General features: G+C 65.3%; 14 protein-coding genes. 4 read left to right on the forward strand and 10 right to left on the reverse strand.

Features of this window, described 5'->3' with window-relative positions; all coding sequences use genetic code 11:
• Positions 1 to 8 precede the first annotated feature (8 nt).
• Positions 9 to 1,070, reverse strand: a complete 1,062-nt coding sequence (gene rfbB / locus LJ655_RS04905; RefSeq protein WP_230560130.1) for a dTDP-glucose 4,6-dehydratase — start codon at positions 1,068 to 1,070, stop codon at positions 9 to 11.
• Between the two features lie 406 nt (positions 1,071 to 1,476).
• Positions 1,477 to 2,388 carry a GDP-mannose 4,6-dehydratase gene (locus LJ655_RS04910; protein WP_230560272.1) on the reverse strand — a complete coding sequence of 304 codons (912 nt, stop codon included), beginning with the start codon at positions 2,386 to 2,388 and terminating at the stop codon, positions 1,477 to 1,479.
• A 245-nt stretch (positions 2,389 to 2,633) separates the two neighbouring features.
• Here LJ655_RS04910 and LJ655_RS04915 point away from each other — a divergent pair, with 245 nt between their 5' ends.
• Positions 2,634 to 3,506, forward strand: a complete 873-nt coding sequence (locus LJ655_RS04915) for a symmetrical bis(5'-nucleosyl)-tetraphosphatase (RefSeq protein WP_230560131.1) — start codon at positions 2,634 to 2,636, stop codon at positions 3,504 to 3,506.
• Between the two features lie 36 nt (positions 3,507 to 3,542).
• On the opposite strand, the gene LJ655_RS04920 is transcribed toward LJ655_RS04915, so the two are convergent.
• From LJ655_RS04920 to LJ655_RS04955, 8 genes are all read right to left on the reverse strand, one after another.
• Positions 3,543 to 4,400, reverse strand: a complete 858-nt coding sequence (locus tag LJ655_RS04920) for a lysophospholipid acyltransferase family protein (RefSeq protein WP_230560132.1) — start codon at positions 4,398 to 4,400, stop codon at positions 3,543 to 3,545.
• Between the two features lie 38 nt (positions 4,401 to 4,438).
• Positions 4,439 to 5,719: a dihydroorotase gene (locus tag LJ655_RS04925; RefSeq protein ID WP_230560133.1), complete on the reverse strand. Its 1,281-nt coding sequence runs from the start codon at positions 5,717 to 5,719 to the stop codon at positions 4,439 to 4,441.
• A gap of 49 nt (positions 5,720 to 5,768) precedes the next feature.
• The gene (locus LJ655_RS04930; RefSeq protein WP_008920711.1) at positions 5,769 to 6,794 is read right to left on the reverse strand and encodes an aspartate carbamoyltransferase catalytic subunit; all 1,026 of its coding nucleotides are present in this window, start codon (positions 6,792 to 6,794) and stop codon (positions 5,769 to 5,771) included.
• A gap of 63 nt (positions 6,795 to 6,857) precedes the next feature.
• Entirely contained in the window at positions 6,858 to 7,397 is a 540-nt protein-coding gene (pyrR, locus tag LJ655_RS04935; protein ID WP_230560134.1) for a bifunctional pyr operon transcriptional regulator/uracil phosphoribosyltransferase PyrR, read from the reverse strand.
• Positions 7,384 to 7,824 carry a Holliday junction resolvase RuvX gene (ruvX, locus tag LJ655_RS04940; RefSeq protein WP_230560135.1) on the reverse strand — a complete coding sequence of 147 codons (441 nt, stop codon included), beginning with the start codon at positions 7,822 to 7,824 and terminating at the stop codon, positions 7,384 to 7,386. Before ruvX ends, pyrR begins: the two co-directional genes overlap by 14 nt.
• A 10-nt stretch (positions 7,825 to 7,834) precedes the next feature.
• Positions 7,835 to 8,413: a YqgE/AlgH family protein gene (locus tag LJ655_RS04945; RefSeq protein ID WP_230560136.1), complete on the reverse strand. Its 579-nt coding sequence runs from the start codon at positions 8,411 to 8,413 to the stop codon at positions 7,835 to 7,837.
• A 308-nt stretch (positions 8,414 to 8,721) separates the two neighbouring features.
• On the reverse strand, positions 8,722 to 10,128 hold the full coding sequence (locus tag LJ655_RS04950) for a FimL-related protein (RefSeq protein WP_230560137.1): 1,407 nt from the start codon (positions 10,126 to 10,128) through the stop codon (positions 8,722 to 8,724).
• Positions 10,129 to 10,475: 347 nt separating this feature from the next.
• A complete protein-coding gene (locus LJ655_RS04955; protein ID WP_007178992.1) occupies positions 10,476 to 10,646 on the reverse strand; it encodes a rubredoxin in 171 nt (56 codons plus the stop codon).
• A 368-nt stretch (positions 10,647 to 11,014) separates the two neighbouring features.
• Here LJ655_RS04955 and LJ655_RS04960 point away from each other — a divergent pair, with 368 nt between their 5' ends.
• The 3 genes from LJ655_RS04960 (at position 11,015) to cysC (ending at position 13,921) form a co-directional block, all read left to right on the forward strand.
• Positions 11,015 to 11,878 carry a hydroxymethylpyrimidine/phosphomethylpyrimidine kinase gene (locus LJ655_RS04960; RefSeq protein WP_230560273.1) on the forward strand — a complete coding sequence of 288 codons (864 nt, stop codon included), beginning with the start codon at positions 11,015 to 11,017 and terminating at the stop codon, positions 11,876 to 11,878.
• Positions 11,879 to 12,045: 167 nt separating this feature from the next.
• The gene (locus tag LJ655_RS04965) at positions 12,046 to 13,257 is read left to right on the forward strand and encodes a chondroitin 4-O-sulfotransferase (protein WP_230560138.1); all 1,212 of its coding nucleotides are present in this window, start codon (positions 12,046 to 12,048) and stop codon (positions 13,255 to 13,257) included.
• Positions 13,258 to 13,282: 25 nt separating this feature from the next.
• Complete coding sequence (gene cysC, locus LJ655_RS04970; RefSeq protein ID WP_230560139.1) at positions 13,283 to 13,921, forward strand: adenylyl-sulfate kinase; 639 nt, start codon at positions 13,283 to 13,285, stop codon at positions 13,919 to 13,921.
• The last annotated feature ends 8 nt before the right edge of the window (positions 13,922 to 13,929 follow it).

Here is a 13,929-nt window from a genome sequence, read left to right on the forward strand (position 1 = left end):
CCGTGCCTTTACGCGCGCTGCGCGTAGTTGGTCTCAACCCACTTCCGGTATTCGCCCGAAGCGACTTCGTCGACCCATTGCTGGTTGTCGAGATACCACTGGACCGTTTTGGCGAGACCCGTCTCGAATGTTTCCGCCGGCTTCCAGCCCAGTTCACGCTCGAGCTTGCGGGCGTCGATCGCATAACGGCGGTCGTGACCCGGACGATCGGTCACATAGGTGATCTGGTCGCGATACGAGCCGGCCGCCTCCGGACGCAGCGTGTCGAGCAGATCGCACAGCGTGTGCACGACCTCGAGATTCTTCTTCTCGTTCCAGCCGCCGACGTTGTACGTCTCGCCCGGCGTGCCGCGCGCGAGCACTTCGCGGATCGCGCTGCAATGATCGCCCACGTATAGCCAGTCGCGCACGTTCTGGCCGTCGCCATATACCGGCAGCGGCTTGCCGCCGAGCGCATTGGCAATCATCAGCGGGATCAGCTTTTCGGGGAACTGGTAGGGGCCGTAGTTGTTCGAGCAGTTGGTGGTCAGCACCGGCAGGCCATACGTGTGATGGTAGGCGCGCACGAGGTGATCCGAACCCGCCTTGGTCGCCGAATACGGGCTATTCGGCGCGTAGGGCGTCGTTTCGGAGAACTGCGGATCGGTGGCGGACAGCGAGCCGAACACTTCATCGGTCGACACGTGCAGGAAGCGGAATGCGGCGCGCTCCGCCTGGCCCAGCGTGTTCCAGTAACTGCGGGTGGCTTCGAGCAGCGTGAAGGTGCCGACCACGTTGGTCTGCACGAAATCGGCCGGGCCGTGAATCGAGCGATCCACATGGCTCTCAGCCGCGAAATGCAACACGGCGCGCGGCTTGTGTTCGACCAGCAGCGCGTCGAGCGCGGCGCGATCGCAGATGTCGACGCGCGCGAAAATGTGTCTGGAATTGCCCTGTAGCGACTTCAGCGTGCCCAGGTTGCCGGCGTAGGTCAGCTTGTCTACGTTGAGAACGGGTTCGTCCGACGCGTCGAACCAGTCGAGCACGAAATTGGCGCCAATGAAGCCGGCACCGCCTGTTACCAGGATCATGTAATTCCCTTGTCGATGTTAGTGACAGGCAGCGAAGCGTGCAGCCTGTTTACCCGCATGGTGGTGCCCGTTTCTCTAGCCGCCCATCGCGTTCGCGCCGAGAGCGAACACTCAAACGCCAATTTTATGAAGCCCTAATTATAAAGCCGAGCGGTGCAAAAACTAGAACCCTAACAACTTGAAACAGCTTGATAAAATTCGTTGCCGCTGATATGCGAAGAAGGGAGCCTTTCGGTGCGGTTACGCGGATTTTGACGCTCCCAAGACGGTCCGCCGCACAGTGCGCAGCGCGGCGCGCAAAGAGTGGGAAACGGAAAAGACGAACGTCGAAAGCGTCACGAAAGGCCGCAAACGCGACCCTTCACGACGCTTTAGAGCTGACCGTAAGGCACTTGCGCGAGCGCGCTCAGGCCGCGAGCATCCAGCGCAGCGTGTCGATGAAGGGAATCGGTTCGACCGCCGGCACCAGCGAGTGCAATTTCGCGGGCGAACCGGCGAGCATCTTGACGTCCGTTTGCCGGACGAAGGCTGGATTGACCTGGACTTCGATCTCGTGTCCGGTCTGCTCGCTCGCGCTCGTGAGGATTTCGCGCAACGAATAAGGTGTGCCGGTGCAGACGTTGACGATTTCGGCCGCGACGTCGGACTCGAGCAGCGCCTCGTACACGCTCGCCACATAACGCACGTCCGAGAAGTCGCGCGCGATGTCGATATTGCCAAGCTCGATCGACGCCGCGCGCCGCGCGAAATGGCTCACGATCTTCGGCACGAGGAAGTTCACCGCCTGGCCGCGGCCGGTGTAGTTGAAGGGCCGCACGATCAGGATCGGCAGGCGATCGAACCATGTGCGCACCAGCGTTTCCATCGCCGCTTTGCTGGCCGCGTAATGATTGACCGGCGTGAGCGGGAAGCTCTCGTCGATCGCGGCGCTGCTGACGTTGCCGTACACGTTCGCGCTGCTTGCGATCAGCAGCTTGCGCGGCACATGACCGACCGCGACGCAGGCTTCGAGCAGGTTCAGCGTGCCGATCACGTTGACGCGATAGAAGTCGAGCGGATCATCGTGACCCACGAAGCTGATTGCGGCCAGATGCACGATGTAATCGGGCCGCACGGTTTCGAGCACGCGCCGCCATCCATCCGGCGACGTGATGTCGAGCTTGACGCGGGTCGGCGTGTCGGGCTCGTCGCGGCCGGACACCGCTTCGATCACGGTATGGCCGCGCCCGATGAGCTTCTCGACCAGATAGCGGCCGGTAAAACCGTTCGCACCAGTGACGAGCGTGCGAAATGGCTGCTTCGCCGCGGAAGACGGCATGCTTGCTTCGTTCACGAGAGAGTCATCCTGTTGTTGTATGGCAATATCGCGCGCGGTCCATGCATGCTTGCTGCATTGCTGTGCTGCTGCGTTGCCGTTGCGGCAGTGTTCCGGCCGCCTCCCGCAACGTGATCGCGCGATATCCGAACCCCAAAGCGGCTATTATGTCACGCTAATTTGCTGCGTTGCCCAACGCGGCACGCACCTGGCAATACCGCGCGCATCGAACCGCTTTGATTTGCTCAATGACTTCGTCCAACGCTTCCAGCACGTCCGCTCCCCTCGTCCCGCTTGCTTTCGGCGATCTGCAAGGCTGCCGCGGGCCGTTTCAGCAATTGCTCGCCAAAGCCGCGCCGCCGGACGGCACACCACTGTGGTTCGCCGGTGACCTGATCAACCGCGGCCCCGACTCGCTCGATACTTTGCGCGACGTGATCGCGTTCGGCGAACGCGCGGTGCCGGTGCTCGGCAATCACGATCTGCATCTGCTTTCGGTGTCGGCGGGAATCCGCAAATCGAAACGAGGCGACACGATCGGCGATATCCTCGCCGCGCCCGACGCCGCCGATCTGATCGAATGGATACGTCACCGGCCGCTCGCGCATTTCGACAATGGCATGCTGATGGTGCATGCGGGTGTGCTGCCGCAATGGGATGTGACGCTGACGCTCGAACTCGCCGACGAGCTGCAACGCGCGCTGCGTGCGCCGAGCTGGAAAGAAACGCTTGCAGGCTTGTACGGCAACGCGCCGAACCGCTGGAGCCCGGGCCTCAAGGGTATCGAGCGCCTGCGCGTCACGTGCAGCGCATTGACGCGCATGCGTTTTTGTACCGCCGATGGCGTGATGGATTTCACGAGCAGCGGCACGCTCGCCTCGGCGCCGAGCGGCTGTATGCCGTGGTTCGACGTGCCGTCGCGCAGGAGCGCGGACGTGACCGTCGTGTTTGGTCATTGGGCCGCGCTCGGCCTGATGATGCGCGACAACCTGATCGGCCTCGACTCGGGCTGCGTGTGGGGGGAGAAGCTGTCGGCGGTACGGCTCGCGCGCGATCCGGCGCAGCGGACGTTGACGCAGGTCGATTGCGATTCGTGCGCCGTGCCGCGCGGGGGAAATTGAACGGATGACGGCGACGCTGCCCGGCAGCGCCGCCTCTCAGGCCGAGCTTGGCGGCTGATCCACCGGCTCGATTAGCGGCTCAGCCGCCGCAGCAGCGTCACCCGGCGACGCCGCATTCGCAACGTCACCCTCTTGCGCGACCGTCCCTGCAACGGCCCGGCCAGCCTGCATGTCCCGCAGCGCGCCCGCCACTACGTCCTGCGCCCGCGCCGCGAGCGCACGCCGGTCCGTGCCCGCCGCGAGCGGCGCGCCGACGTACACGTGAGCAGTGAGCGGCCCCCCGCGCAGCAGCATGTCGAGCGAATCGGACAACGACACGTCATCGATATACGCGGGCGCCGTCGACTGCCGGCCCTGCGCGTCCTCGTACATGATGCACACCGGCTGCACCGGCGCGCCAGCCGACACCGCCGCCTGGAACATGTTCGCGTGAAACGGCAGCAACTCGAGCCCGTTCGAGGTCGTGCCTTCGGGGAACACGCACATCAGCTCGCCCGCGCTCAGCCGATCCGCTAGCTCGTGCATGATCCGCTTCGCATCGCTACGCTTCTCGCGCTGGATGAACACTGTGTCGAGCTGCTGCGCGAGCCAGCCGACCACCGGCCATTGACGGATCTCCGCCTTCGACACGAACGGCGTCGGCCGCCACGCGTTGATCACGTAGATGTCGATCCATGAGATGTGATTGGCGACGACGAGCGCGCCGTGATCGAGCCGCGCCGCGTCGTTATGCACGACGAGGCGCATGCCGCACAAACGCAGCATCTTCAGCGACCACGCCCGATTGAGCGCGTGTCGCCGCTCGGCGCTCGCGTTCGGAAAGCGCGTCGCGACGGTCCACATGCCGTGCAGAAGATGCGCGATGAGACGGACCTTGCGTAACGCGAGCTTCATGACCGGAGCTCTCCTCGACTAAACCGGAACGATACCGCTCAGGGCCGCTCGTACGCGATCTGCCCCGACACGATGGTCGCGCGCACCTGGGCCGGCAGTTCGTAGCTGAGGAACGGGGTGTTGTGCCCCTGGCTCTTCAGCGCGCGCGGCTCGACGTGCCAGTGCGCATAGCGATCGAACACGCACAGGTCGGCCACCGCGCCGAGCGCGACACGGCCAGCCGTTTCGAGACCCAGCACCTGAGCCGGCGCCGCCGTGATGCGATTGAGCGCGGTCGCGAGCGGCACGCCGGCTTCGTCGGCCCACTTCACCGTCAGCGAAAGGAACAGCTCGAGGCCGGTTGCGCCTGGCGTCGCTTCGGCGAACGGCAGCAGCTTTTCGTCGTCGTCTACCGGCGTATGCGCCGAACAGATCGCGTCGATCGTGCCGTCGACGAGGCCCGCGCGGATCGCTTCGCGATCGCGCTGCTGGCGCAGCGGCGGGTCGAGCCGGAATTGCGCGTCGAAATAGCCGATGTCGAGGTCGATCAGATGCAAGTGGTTCACGGTGACGTCGCACGACACCGGCAGGCCTTCGGCCTTCGCCGCGCGCACGAGCGCCACGCCCGCCGCCGACGACACATGCGAAACGTGCACGCGCGCGCCAGTCACGCGCACGAGTTCGAAGATCGTATGCAGCGCGATGGTTTCGGCCGCCACCGGCACGCCCGACAGACCGAGCCGCGACGCCACCGCGCCACTCGCGGCGACGCCGCCCTTGCCGAGGTACGCATCGACGGGACGCAGCCACGTGGTAAAGCCGTAGGTCTTCGCGTATTGCAGCGCGCGCATCATCACCTGGGTGTCGACGATCGGCGTGTCGGCCTGCGAAAAGCCGACGCAGCCCGCCTCGGTCAGCTCGACCATCTCGGTGATGACCTGTCCTTTGAGACCGACCGTCAGCGCGCCGAGCGGATAGACGTGCGCCTGGTTCAGATTGCGCGCGCGGAACCTCAGCATCTCGACGAGGCCCGGTTCGTCGAGCGTCGGATCGGTGTCCGGCGGGCACACGAGGCTCGTCACACCGCCCGCGACCGCCGCGGCCATTTCCGATTTGAGCGTCGCCTTGTGCTCGTAGCCCGGCTCGCGCAGACGCGCGCACAGGTCGACGAGACCCGGCGCGATCGACAGGCCGCGCGCGTCGATCGTGCGCTCGGCCTGGAAGCCGGCCGGCGCGTTGCCGAGGGCGGCGATCTTGCCCGCCTCGATAAAAATGTCCTGCTGCTTTTCGGTGCCCGCCGCCGGATCGATCAGCGTGCCGCCTTGAATATGAATCTTCATGCGCTGCCTTTGTTAAACCTGTGATTCAGCCTATGCTTCGGCTTCCTGATCAGTCGTTGTTGCCCGCGACGATGCCCATTACCGCCATGCGCACCGCGATGCCGAACGTCACCTGGTTCAGGATCACCGATTGCGGGCCGTCCGCGACCTGCGAATCGATCTCGACGCCGCGATTCATCGGGCCGGGGTGCATCACGATCGCATCGGGGGCGGCGAGCGCGAGACGCTCGGGCGTGAGCCCCCAGCTCTTGAAGTACTCCTGCGACGAAGGCAGCAGCGCGCCGCTCATGCGTTCGTTCTGCAGGCGCAGCATGATGATCACGTCGACGTCCTTGAGACCTTCGTCGAGGTTGTGGAACACACGCACGCCCATCTGTTCGAGGCCGCCCGGCAGCAGCGTGCGCGGGCCGATCGCGCGCACTTCGGGCACGCCGAGCGTGGTCAGCGCATGAATGTCCGAGCGCGCGACGCGCGAATGCAGGATGTCGCCGACGATCGCCACGCGCAGCTTCGTGAAGTCCTTCTTGTAGTGGCGGATCGTGTACATGTCGAGCAGACCCTGCGTCGGGTGCGCGTGACGGCCGTCGCCGGCGTTGATCACGTGCACGTGCGGCGCGCAGTGCTGCGCGATCAGGAACGGCGCGCCGCTCGACGCATGCCGCACGACGAACAGATCCGCGTGCATCGCCGACAGGTTGTTGATCGTGTCGAGCAGCGATTCGCCCTTGCTCGTGGATGACGCGTTGATGTTCAGATTCAGTACGTCGGCCGACAGCCGCGTGGCCGCGATCTCGAACGTGGTGCGCGTGCGCGTGGAGTTTTCGAAGAACAGGTTGAACACCGACTTGCCGCGCAGCAGCGGCACCTTCTTCACTTCGCGATCGGTCACGCTGACGAACTGGTCGGCGGTCTCGAGAATGTGATTGACGATGGCCTTCGGCAGCCCCTCGATCGACAACAGATGTTTGAGCTCGCCGTTCTTCGTGAGCTGGGGGTTGCCTTTCAGGAAGCCGTAGCGGAAGCGCTCGGATGCGCTAGCGGAGGAGTCCTGCGGAGCTTGGGTGGCGGTGTTCATGATGTACCTGCTTCAAATACGGACTGCAACGTGATCGAGATCGGAGCGCCGCTCGCGAGCGTCTCAATCAACGCGTGCTTCAATGTGAAAAGAAAACCGCTGGCCGCCCGCGCCGTCGTCTTCATGGGCCAGCACGAGCGTCGCGTCGGCCGGCACGTCGACCGCGCCGCCGACGCAGCGCGCCGCCACCGGCAACTCGCGCCCGCCGCGATCGGCGAGCACCGCGAGTTCGACCGATGCCGGCCGGCCATAGTCGTACAGCTCGTTTACCGCGGCGCGAATCGTGCGGCCGGTGTACAGCACGTCGTCGACCAGCACGATGCGGCGGCCGTCGACCGTGAACGGCAGCGAGGTCGGGCTCGCCTGCGCGTGCAGCCCTTTCTTCGCGTAGTCGTCGCGATGCAGCGCGACGTTCACTACGCCGAAGCTCGCCAGCTTCAAGTCGCGCGCGAGCCGCTCGGCGAGCCATGCGCCACCGCTATGGATACCGACCAGCACCGCCGCTTGCGCACCGTCCGGCGCGGCGGCAAGCGCTTCGCCGTACGCCGCGCGAAGCTGGTCGAGCAGCGCGCGATACAGCGCTTCGGCGTCAATGGAACTCATGATCGTCGGATAGTCCGTCAAGGAATTGCTGGAGGATGATGCTCGCGGCCTCGGCATCGAGCATGTCGGCGCGGGCGTTGCCGGCGCGGATTTCAGCCTCGGCCTCGACCGACGAGTAGCGCTCGTCGACCCACGTGACCGGCAGATTGAAGCGGCCATTGAGCTGGTTGCCGAAGCGCTTTGCGAGCTGCGTGCGTTCGTGCGGCGTGCCGTCGGGATGCATGGGCAGCCCGACCACCAGCGCATCGGGTTTCCATTCGGCGATCAGCTTGCCGAGCGCTTCGAAGCGGTAGTCCTTGCTACGGTTCTGGACGACAACGAGCGGCCGCGCGCGGCGCGTGAGCGAATTGCCGACCGCCACGCCGATGCGTTTCACGCCGTAGTCGAACGCAAGCAGCGTCGCCTCACGTCCGGCCGGCAGATTCATGCGCGACCTCTCATGCGTGCCCGGCCTCGCCCGACAGCATCGACAGCGAGACACCGAGCAGCGCGAGCGCCGCTTCCAGGCGATCTTCAGCGGGCACGTCGAAGACGATCTTCGGATCGGCCTCGACCGTGAGCCACCCGTTTTTCGAGATTTCGTCCTCGAGCTGACCGGCACCCCAACCGGCGTGGCCCAGCGTCAGCAGAAAGCGTTCCGGACCGGTGCCGCTCGCAACGGCTTCGAGCACGTCTTTCGACGTGGTCATTTCGAGCCCGCCCGGCACGGACATCGAGGACGTGTACGCGCTGCCGTCTTGCGGATCGTGCAGCACGAAGCCGCGCTCGGTTTGCACCGGGCCGCCGAAATACACGGGAACGTGAAGAAGCGGTTCGATCTCGAGCTTTAGATCGATGCGATTGAAGAGCGCTTGCAGGTCGATATCGGTCGGCCGGTTGATCACGAGGCCGAGCGCGCCGCGCTCGCTGTGATCGCAAAGGTAGACCACCGTTCCTGAAAACGTCGGGTCGACCATGTTCGGCATGGCGATCAGGAACTGGTTAGTCAGATTGATGCGATCGGTACTCTTGGACATAGTTCGGATTTTAGCAAAGACGATGCGCGATGGCGGGCTGCTTTGAGCACGGCAGCAGGTCGGGACGCATGTGACGTGCCGCGCCAACGACGCCGGATCAAGTTGCACTCTATCACGCGCGCGACTCGCGCCATGCCGTGATCAGACGCCGAAACACCGCGTAGAACGGCGCGCTCGGTACGCGTTGCGCGGTAGCGGGATGGTGTCTTGTCACATCGGATTTCAGCGTGCTCGGAACGCGTCGGTCGAGGCGTTGCGCACGCAAGCCGTGCGCCACGTCGCGCGCGCGGACCGACCCGGGCAGCGCTTCAAGCGCCGCCGTGCTCGATCGCGCGCGTGAGCGCGGCGAGCGCCGCCTGGGTGAGGTTGCCGCCGGCCGGCGCGACCCCCGCGGCAACCTTGTGCAGCGTCGCGCGCAGGGCCTCGGCGGCCTGCTCGAGCGTATCGGCCGCAGGCGCGCCGACGATCACGTGCGCGCGCACCGCCGGCGTCGCGACGCCCGCATGCGCGCGACGCCGCCATGCGAGACCGAGCGCATCCGCGAGCAGCGCCACGTGACCCAAGCCGAGCGCGCAGGCAGCCGAGCCGAGCCGGTAGGCCGCGTCGCCCGCCTGCAGCGCTTCGCTCGGATCGGTTTTTTCCGGCTGATCGGCCGCGCGGGCATGCGCGGCGAGCGCCTGGATCGACGTGTCGGCGGTCTGCAGGAAATCTTCGTAGGCGTTGGCGTTGACGCTCAGCACGCCGAGATCGCGCGTGTGCGGCAGCGACTGCGCCTCGAGCGCGCCCGCCTCCCACAGTGCTTGCGACGACTGCGTGCCCGCGACGTGCCAGTCGACGGTCAAGCCGTAATCGTGCAGCGCCTCGACCTGGTCGGCGTCTTGCGCTGCCGCGCCGAACAGCGCGTAGTCGCGCCACAGCAGCGCGAGCGTCGCGCGCACCAACGAACGCGGCGCGCGCTCCATGCCACGCGCATGATCGGCGAGCGCCAGGTTGCAACGCGCGTAGAAACGCCGCGCGTCGGTATCGTGGATCGCGTGACCGCGCGCGCGCAGCGCCTTCGCGCAGGCTCGCGCGAGCCGCCAGAAATCATAGGGATCGGGGCCGGCGAGTTCAGTGAATACGGCGTCGAGCTCGTCGAGCGCGGCGTTCGTGACCGCGAGCGCCGCCGCGCTGCCCGTGTCGGCCTGCGAGCGCAGCACCGGCAGCAAGGCACGCTCGTAGCGGGCTCGCAGATGCGCGAGCCGATCGGCCGATTGCGCGTGCAGCGACGCCGGTGGCACCGGCCGCGCGCACAGCGCGAGGTCTTCGAAGGCGACGGCGGAGCCCGGCGTGTGTTCGGCGAGTTGCGAGCACAGTTCGACGTAATGGTTGAACAGTGTCGGCGAACAACTCAGCTCGCGAAGATTGTGGCGTTCGAGCGCCGCCCGGAAATCGCTCAGCGCCGCGCCGAACACCGGCCGCGCGTTTTCGGCTTCCGCCGGCTCGCCGCTCGCGAGCGGCGAGAGCCGCACCAGGGCGTCGGCGAAACGCTGCGCGCTCAGCCAGCCCGCCGTGCGCAGCGCGTGCGATGCGCGCAGCAGCGCGGCGCCGCTCTCGTCGCGCTGCTCGAACGCGAGCGACGCCTCGGCGAGCGCCAGTTCCGCGGGGCGGACCGCGCCGCCGCGCGGATTCGGCAGTGCATCGAAGGAAACGGGTGCAGCGGATCGAAGAGTCATGGGCAGGCGACACGAAGCTGACGGGGCCGCCGCTTCGCGCCGCGTGCTCAGCGATCGGCCAACGCGAACCGGTGACAGGATAATGACAGACTACGTTGCGACACGACGCACCCGGCGATGCTCCGCGCCGGCGCGCTCAGACAGGCGCCGGGCGAGCCGGACGCTTCAAGCGATTGCAGCAGTTGCGCGGCGGATGACGCCGCTGACTTTCGGGACCGAACCCCGGGCTCCGGTTGTCGGGCCGAAGCTTCCGGCCGCTCGCACGAACCCTCGAAACCGCGACGCCGGAACGATCGATCAAGCCAGGCAAACAACCCGGCCGTCCAGCACCGGCGGCTTGCCAAGCTTCAGATCTGGACCATTTCGAAGTCTTCCTTGCGCGCTCCGCACTCCGGGCACGTCCAGTTGATGGGAACGTCTTCCCAGCGCGTGCCCGGCGCAATGCCTTCCTCCGGCAAGCCGGCTTCTTCGTCGTAAATCCAGCCGCAAATCAGGCACATCCAGCTTTGATATTCCATTCTTGTGTCGCGTCGTTGAGTCCGTGGAAACGGGAGCCATGATGGTACCGTGTTGCCGCCCCCATGCCTAGCAATCGAAAACGCGCAATCGTAGCGTGCATCGGCCTTCCGCGGGGCGCCCGCGCGCCGGCCGGCGCCGCTTGCGGCGTGATGCTGCGTGCGGTGGCGCAAAATCGGCGGGACCGTGCAAGGTGCCTTCGGGAAAGCTCGCGGAGATAGCGCCGCCACCTCAGAGCCATCCCGCGCCGGCCCAGCGCGCCCGCGGGCCGCCCCCGGCGCGCGAAAAAACGCCCTCGCCGCGCTTTAGGCCGCATAATTGAGCCAATCGCGCCATGTGCGCCGGAATCCTGCTTTCTCTATTCATTTTCATGCCCAGCGACACGCCTCCGATCGTCCTCACCTTCGGCCTCTCCGATCCCACCGGCGGCTCCGGCCTGCAGGCGGACCTGATGACACTTGCCAGCATGGGCTGCCACGGCATTTCCGTGCTCACGGGTTATACAGTGCGCGACTCGGCGAGCTGCGACGAAGTCACCGGACTCGACCCGGACGTCGTCGCGACGCAGGCGCGCATGCTGCTCGAGGACATGCCGGTCGCCGCGTTCAAGGTCGGGGGGTGCACGCGTGCCGAAGTGGTGAGTGCGATCGCCGAAGTGGTCGCCGATTACGACGACATTCCGCTGATCCTCGCTCCCGACTTCACGCTCGACGACGAACACGTGCTCGCCGCCGACGAACTGCGCGAAGCGATCGCCGATCTGCTCGCGCCGCAAACCACGCTGCTGGTCGCCGATGCAACCACGCTGCTCGCCCTCGCCCAGCCCGACGGCGACGCGGAGGCGCCGAGCCTCGACGCGGCGATCTCGCATCTGCTGTCGCAGGGCTGCGAGTACATTCTGTCGACTGAAACCGGCACCCATCGGCTCGTCAACACCCTCTTCAGCGAGGACGGCCAGTTGCGTCAGGACATGTGGGACCGCGCACCCCATCGGCTGATGGGCCTCACCGATACGCTCGGCGCGGCGATCGCCGCGCTGCTCGCCAACGGCCAGGAGCCCGCGGAAGCGGTGCGCGAAAGCCAGGAATATCTGCATCAGGCTGTGCGCAATGCGTTCCGGCCCGGCATGGGTTCGTACGTGCCCGACCGCTTCTTCTGGGCGCGCAGCAGCGACGACGACGAAACCCCGCCGGCCCCGGGCAAGGGCGCGGCGCCGGGTGAGGCACGGCACTGACCTCGCCTTTCGCCGGTATCGACTGAAAAACCCGCGCGAAGCGGGTTTTTTAATTCAATTTTCCGCCATGCGCGTAACCAGACGTTTTATCGCGTAATTAAACGTTACAACGCCGATGGCATCGCCCGGCTAGACTTTGCACATTACAAACAATCATTTGTCCCCACATGTCGTTCCCGATCTTTTTCATCCATCCACCGAAGTGCGGCGGCTCGACCGTTATTTCGTTTTTTGACCTGAATAAAGGTAATGACCGGTTCGTTAACTTTGTTTGGGACCAGGATGGGTGGGAAAGCTGTCGCGCAAAGCTGCTCGAGACGCAGGTTGGCGGTGGCCATCTACCGTATGGCATTCATCGGGTAATCAAACATCCGGTCAACTACTGCACGATTCTGCGGGATCCGCTTGCACGCCAGATTTCGCATTACCTGTATGCGGCGAACGGTAAAAACGGCGAGGTCACGCGGGGCGTCAGCGTGTCGATGCCGGAGGCTCTGGCGCAGCAGGGCGTGCTGTCGCTCGACGAGTGGGTCAGCGAATCGCTCGGCGGCAGGAACCTGTTCGTGCAGATGCTGAGCGGCGAGCCGGCGGTCAACGAAGCGAGCCTCGCCGTCGCGCAAATCAATTTGCGCGAACAGATCAGTACCGTCGGCGTCTGCGAGGAGATGAGCGAATTCTTACTGCGGCTCTGCGGTTCGACCGGAATGAAATTGCCGTTTTATTTCGAAACGAATCGCACCAATGGCGCGCCGAAAGGCCATGCTCAGGTAAGCGAAGCAGCGAGACAAAAGTTCATTGAGGACAATAGCCTTGATTACGCGCTGTTCCGCGACGCGAATCGAATCGTTGAGGATCATGCGAATGAAACGGGCAGCGTCTTTTCGAATGCGCTCGAATTGGTCCGTTTGATTCAGGCCGAAATAAATCAGCTCGACAATCCGCACGTCTATAGCTCGTCGGTTTTTGGCTTCGACGGCTCATTCCTCGCACGCGTGCATGACGTGATCCGCCGCTTCGATCTCGCGCCGATCAACGCCTATCTGGAGTTCGCGCAAAACCGGCAGCGTCCGCCGGCTGACCTGTTCGACGGCTTCGTCGACACGGTGCGCGACGGCGCCGTGTACGGCTGGGCCGTCAACCTGAGCGAGCCGGAGCGGCAGGTTCCGCTCGAGGTCCGGGTCGGCACGCAGATCGTCGCGACCGGACTCAGCGGCGACCCGCGGCCCGACGTAGCGAGCGCCGGCTATCCAAGCTCACGCAGCGGATTTTCCATCGCACTGCCGGGCGGCATGCCGGACGGCTTTCGCGTTACCATCGCCAATTCCACCGAAAGCCTGCACAACGCCGGCACGTGGCGGCAAGGCTGGCACTGCGAATGAGCCAGAAGAGCCAGGAGAACCATCCATGAAAGAGCCGCCCCACTTCGTGCAGCGCTTCCAGGGCAACATCGCGGTGCAGGATCGCATCCGCATGTTCGGCCAGAAGCCGGCCACGATCTGGCTCACGGGCCTGTCCGGCGCCGGCAAATCGACGCTCGCGTTCGCGCTCGAGGAGCAACTGATCTCGCTCGGACACGCCTGCTATGTGCTTGACGGCGACAACATCCGCCACGGCCTGGCGAGCGACCTCGGTTTCGAGCGCCGCGACCGCCGCGAAAATATCCGCCGCGTCGCGCACGTCGCCCAGTTGATGAACGACGCCGGCCTGATCGTGATTACCGCGCTGATTTCGCCGATCCGCGAAGACCGCGCGATGGCGCGCGAGATCATCGGACCCGACAAGTTCGTCGAGACCTATCTATCCGCCCCGCTCGCCACCTGCGTGAGCCGCGATCCGAAAGGTCTTTACGCGAAAGCGAGGTCTGGCGAGATCGGATCGTTCACCGGCGTGTCCGCGCCCTATGAAGCGCCGACCGATCCCGACCTGCACGTCGACACGGAAACGCTGAGCCCCGCCGAAAGCGTCGCGCAGATCTTCCACTACCTGCGCGAAAAGTGTCTGGAAACGCCGGTTCGTCGTAGCGCTCACGCGGCAGGCGCCTGATTCGTTGA

This window comes from Paraburkholderia translucens (assembly GCF_020881035.1).
In the GTDB taxonomy this organism is placed as follows: domain Bacteria; phylum Pseudomonadota; class Gammaproteobacteria; order Burkholderiales; family Burkholderiaceae; genus Paraburkholderia; species Paraburkholderia translucens.

Bases quoted from the DNA above. Each gene is read 5' to 3' on its own strand.
- cysC (WP_230560139.1), top strand. From the start codon at position 13,283: ATGAAAGAGCCGCCCCACTTCGTGCAGCGCTTCCAGGGCAACATCGCG.
- LJ655_RS04965 (WP_230560138.1), top strand. From the start codon at position 12,046: ATGTCGTTCCCGATCTTTTTCATCCATCCACCGAAGTGCGGCGGCTCG.
- LJ655_RS04915 (WP_230560131.1), top strand. From the start codon at position 2,634: ATGACTTCGTCCAACGCTTCCAGCACGTCCGCTCCCCTCGTCCCGCTT.
- LJ655_RS04930 (WP_008920711.1), bottom strand. From the start codon at position 6,794: ATGAACACCGCCACCCAAGCTCCGCAGGACTCCTCCGCTAGCGCATCC.
- LJ655_RS04955 (WP_007178992.1), bottom strand. From the start codon at position 10,646: ATGGAATATCAAAGCTGGATGTGCCTGATTTGCGGCTGGATTTACGAC.
- pyrR (WP_230560134.1), bottom strand. From the start codon at position 7,397: ATGAGTTCCATTGACGCCGAAGCGCTGTATCGCGCGCTGCTCGACCAG.
- LJ655_RS04960 (WP_230560273.1), top strand. From the start codon at position 11,015: ATGCCCAGCGACACGCCTCCGATCGTCCTCACCTTCGGCCTCTCCGAT.
- LJ655_RS04925 (WP_230560133.1), bottom strand. From the start codon at position 5,719: ATGAAGATTCATATTCAAGGCGGCACGCTGATCGATCCGGCGGCGGGC.
- LJ655_RS04920 (WP_230560132.1), bottom strand. From the start codon at position 4,400: ATGAAGCTCGCGTTACGCAAGGTCCGTCTCATCGCGCATCTTCTGCAC.
- ruvX (WP_230560135.1), bottom strand. From the start codon at position 7,824: ATGAATCTGCCGGCCGGACGTGAGGCGACGCTGCTTGCGTTCGACTAC.
- rfbB (WP_230560130.1), bottom strand. From the start codon at position 1,070: ATGATCCTGGTAACAGGCGGTGCCGGCTTCATTGGCGCCAATTTCGTG.
- LJ655_RS04910 (WP_230560272.1), bottom strand. From the start codon at position 2,388: ATGCCGTCTTCCGCGGCGAAGCAGCCATTTCGCACGCTCGTCACTGGT.
- LJ655_RS04950 (WP_230560137.1), bottom strand. From the start codon at position 10,128: ATGACTCTTCGATCCGCTGCACCCGTTTCCTTCGATGCACTGCCGAAT.
- LJ655_RS04945 (WP_230560136.1), bottom strand. From the start codon at position 8,413: ATGTCCAAGAGTACCGATCGCATCAATCTGACTAACCAGTTCCTGATC.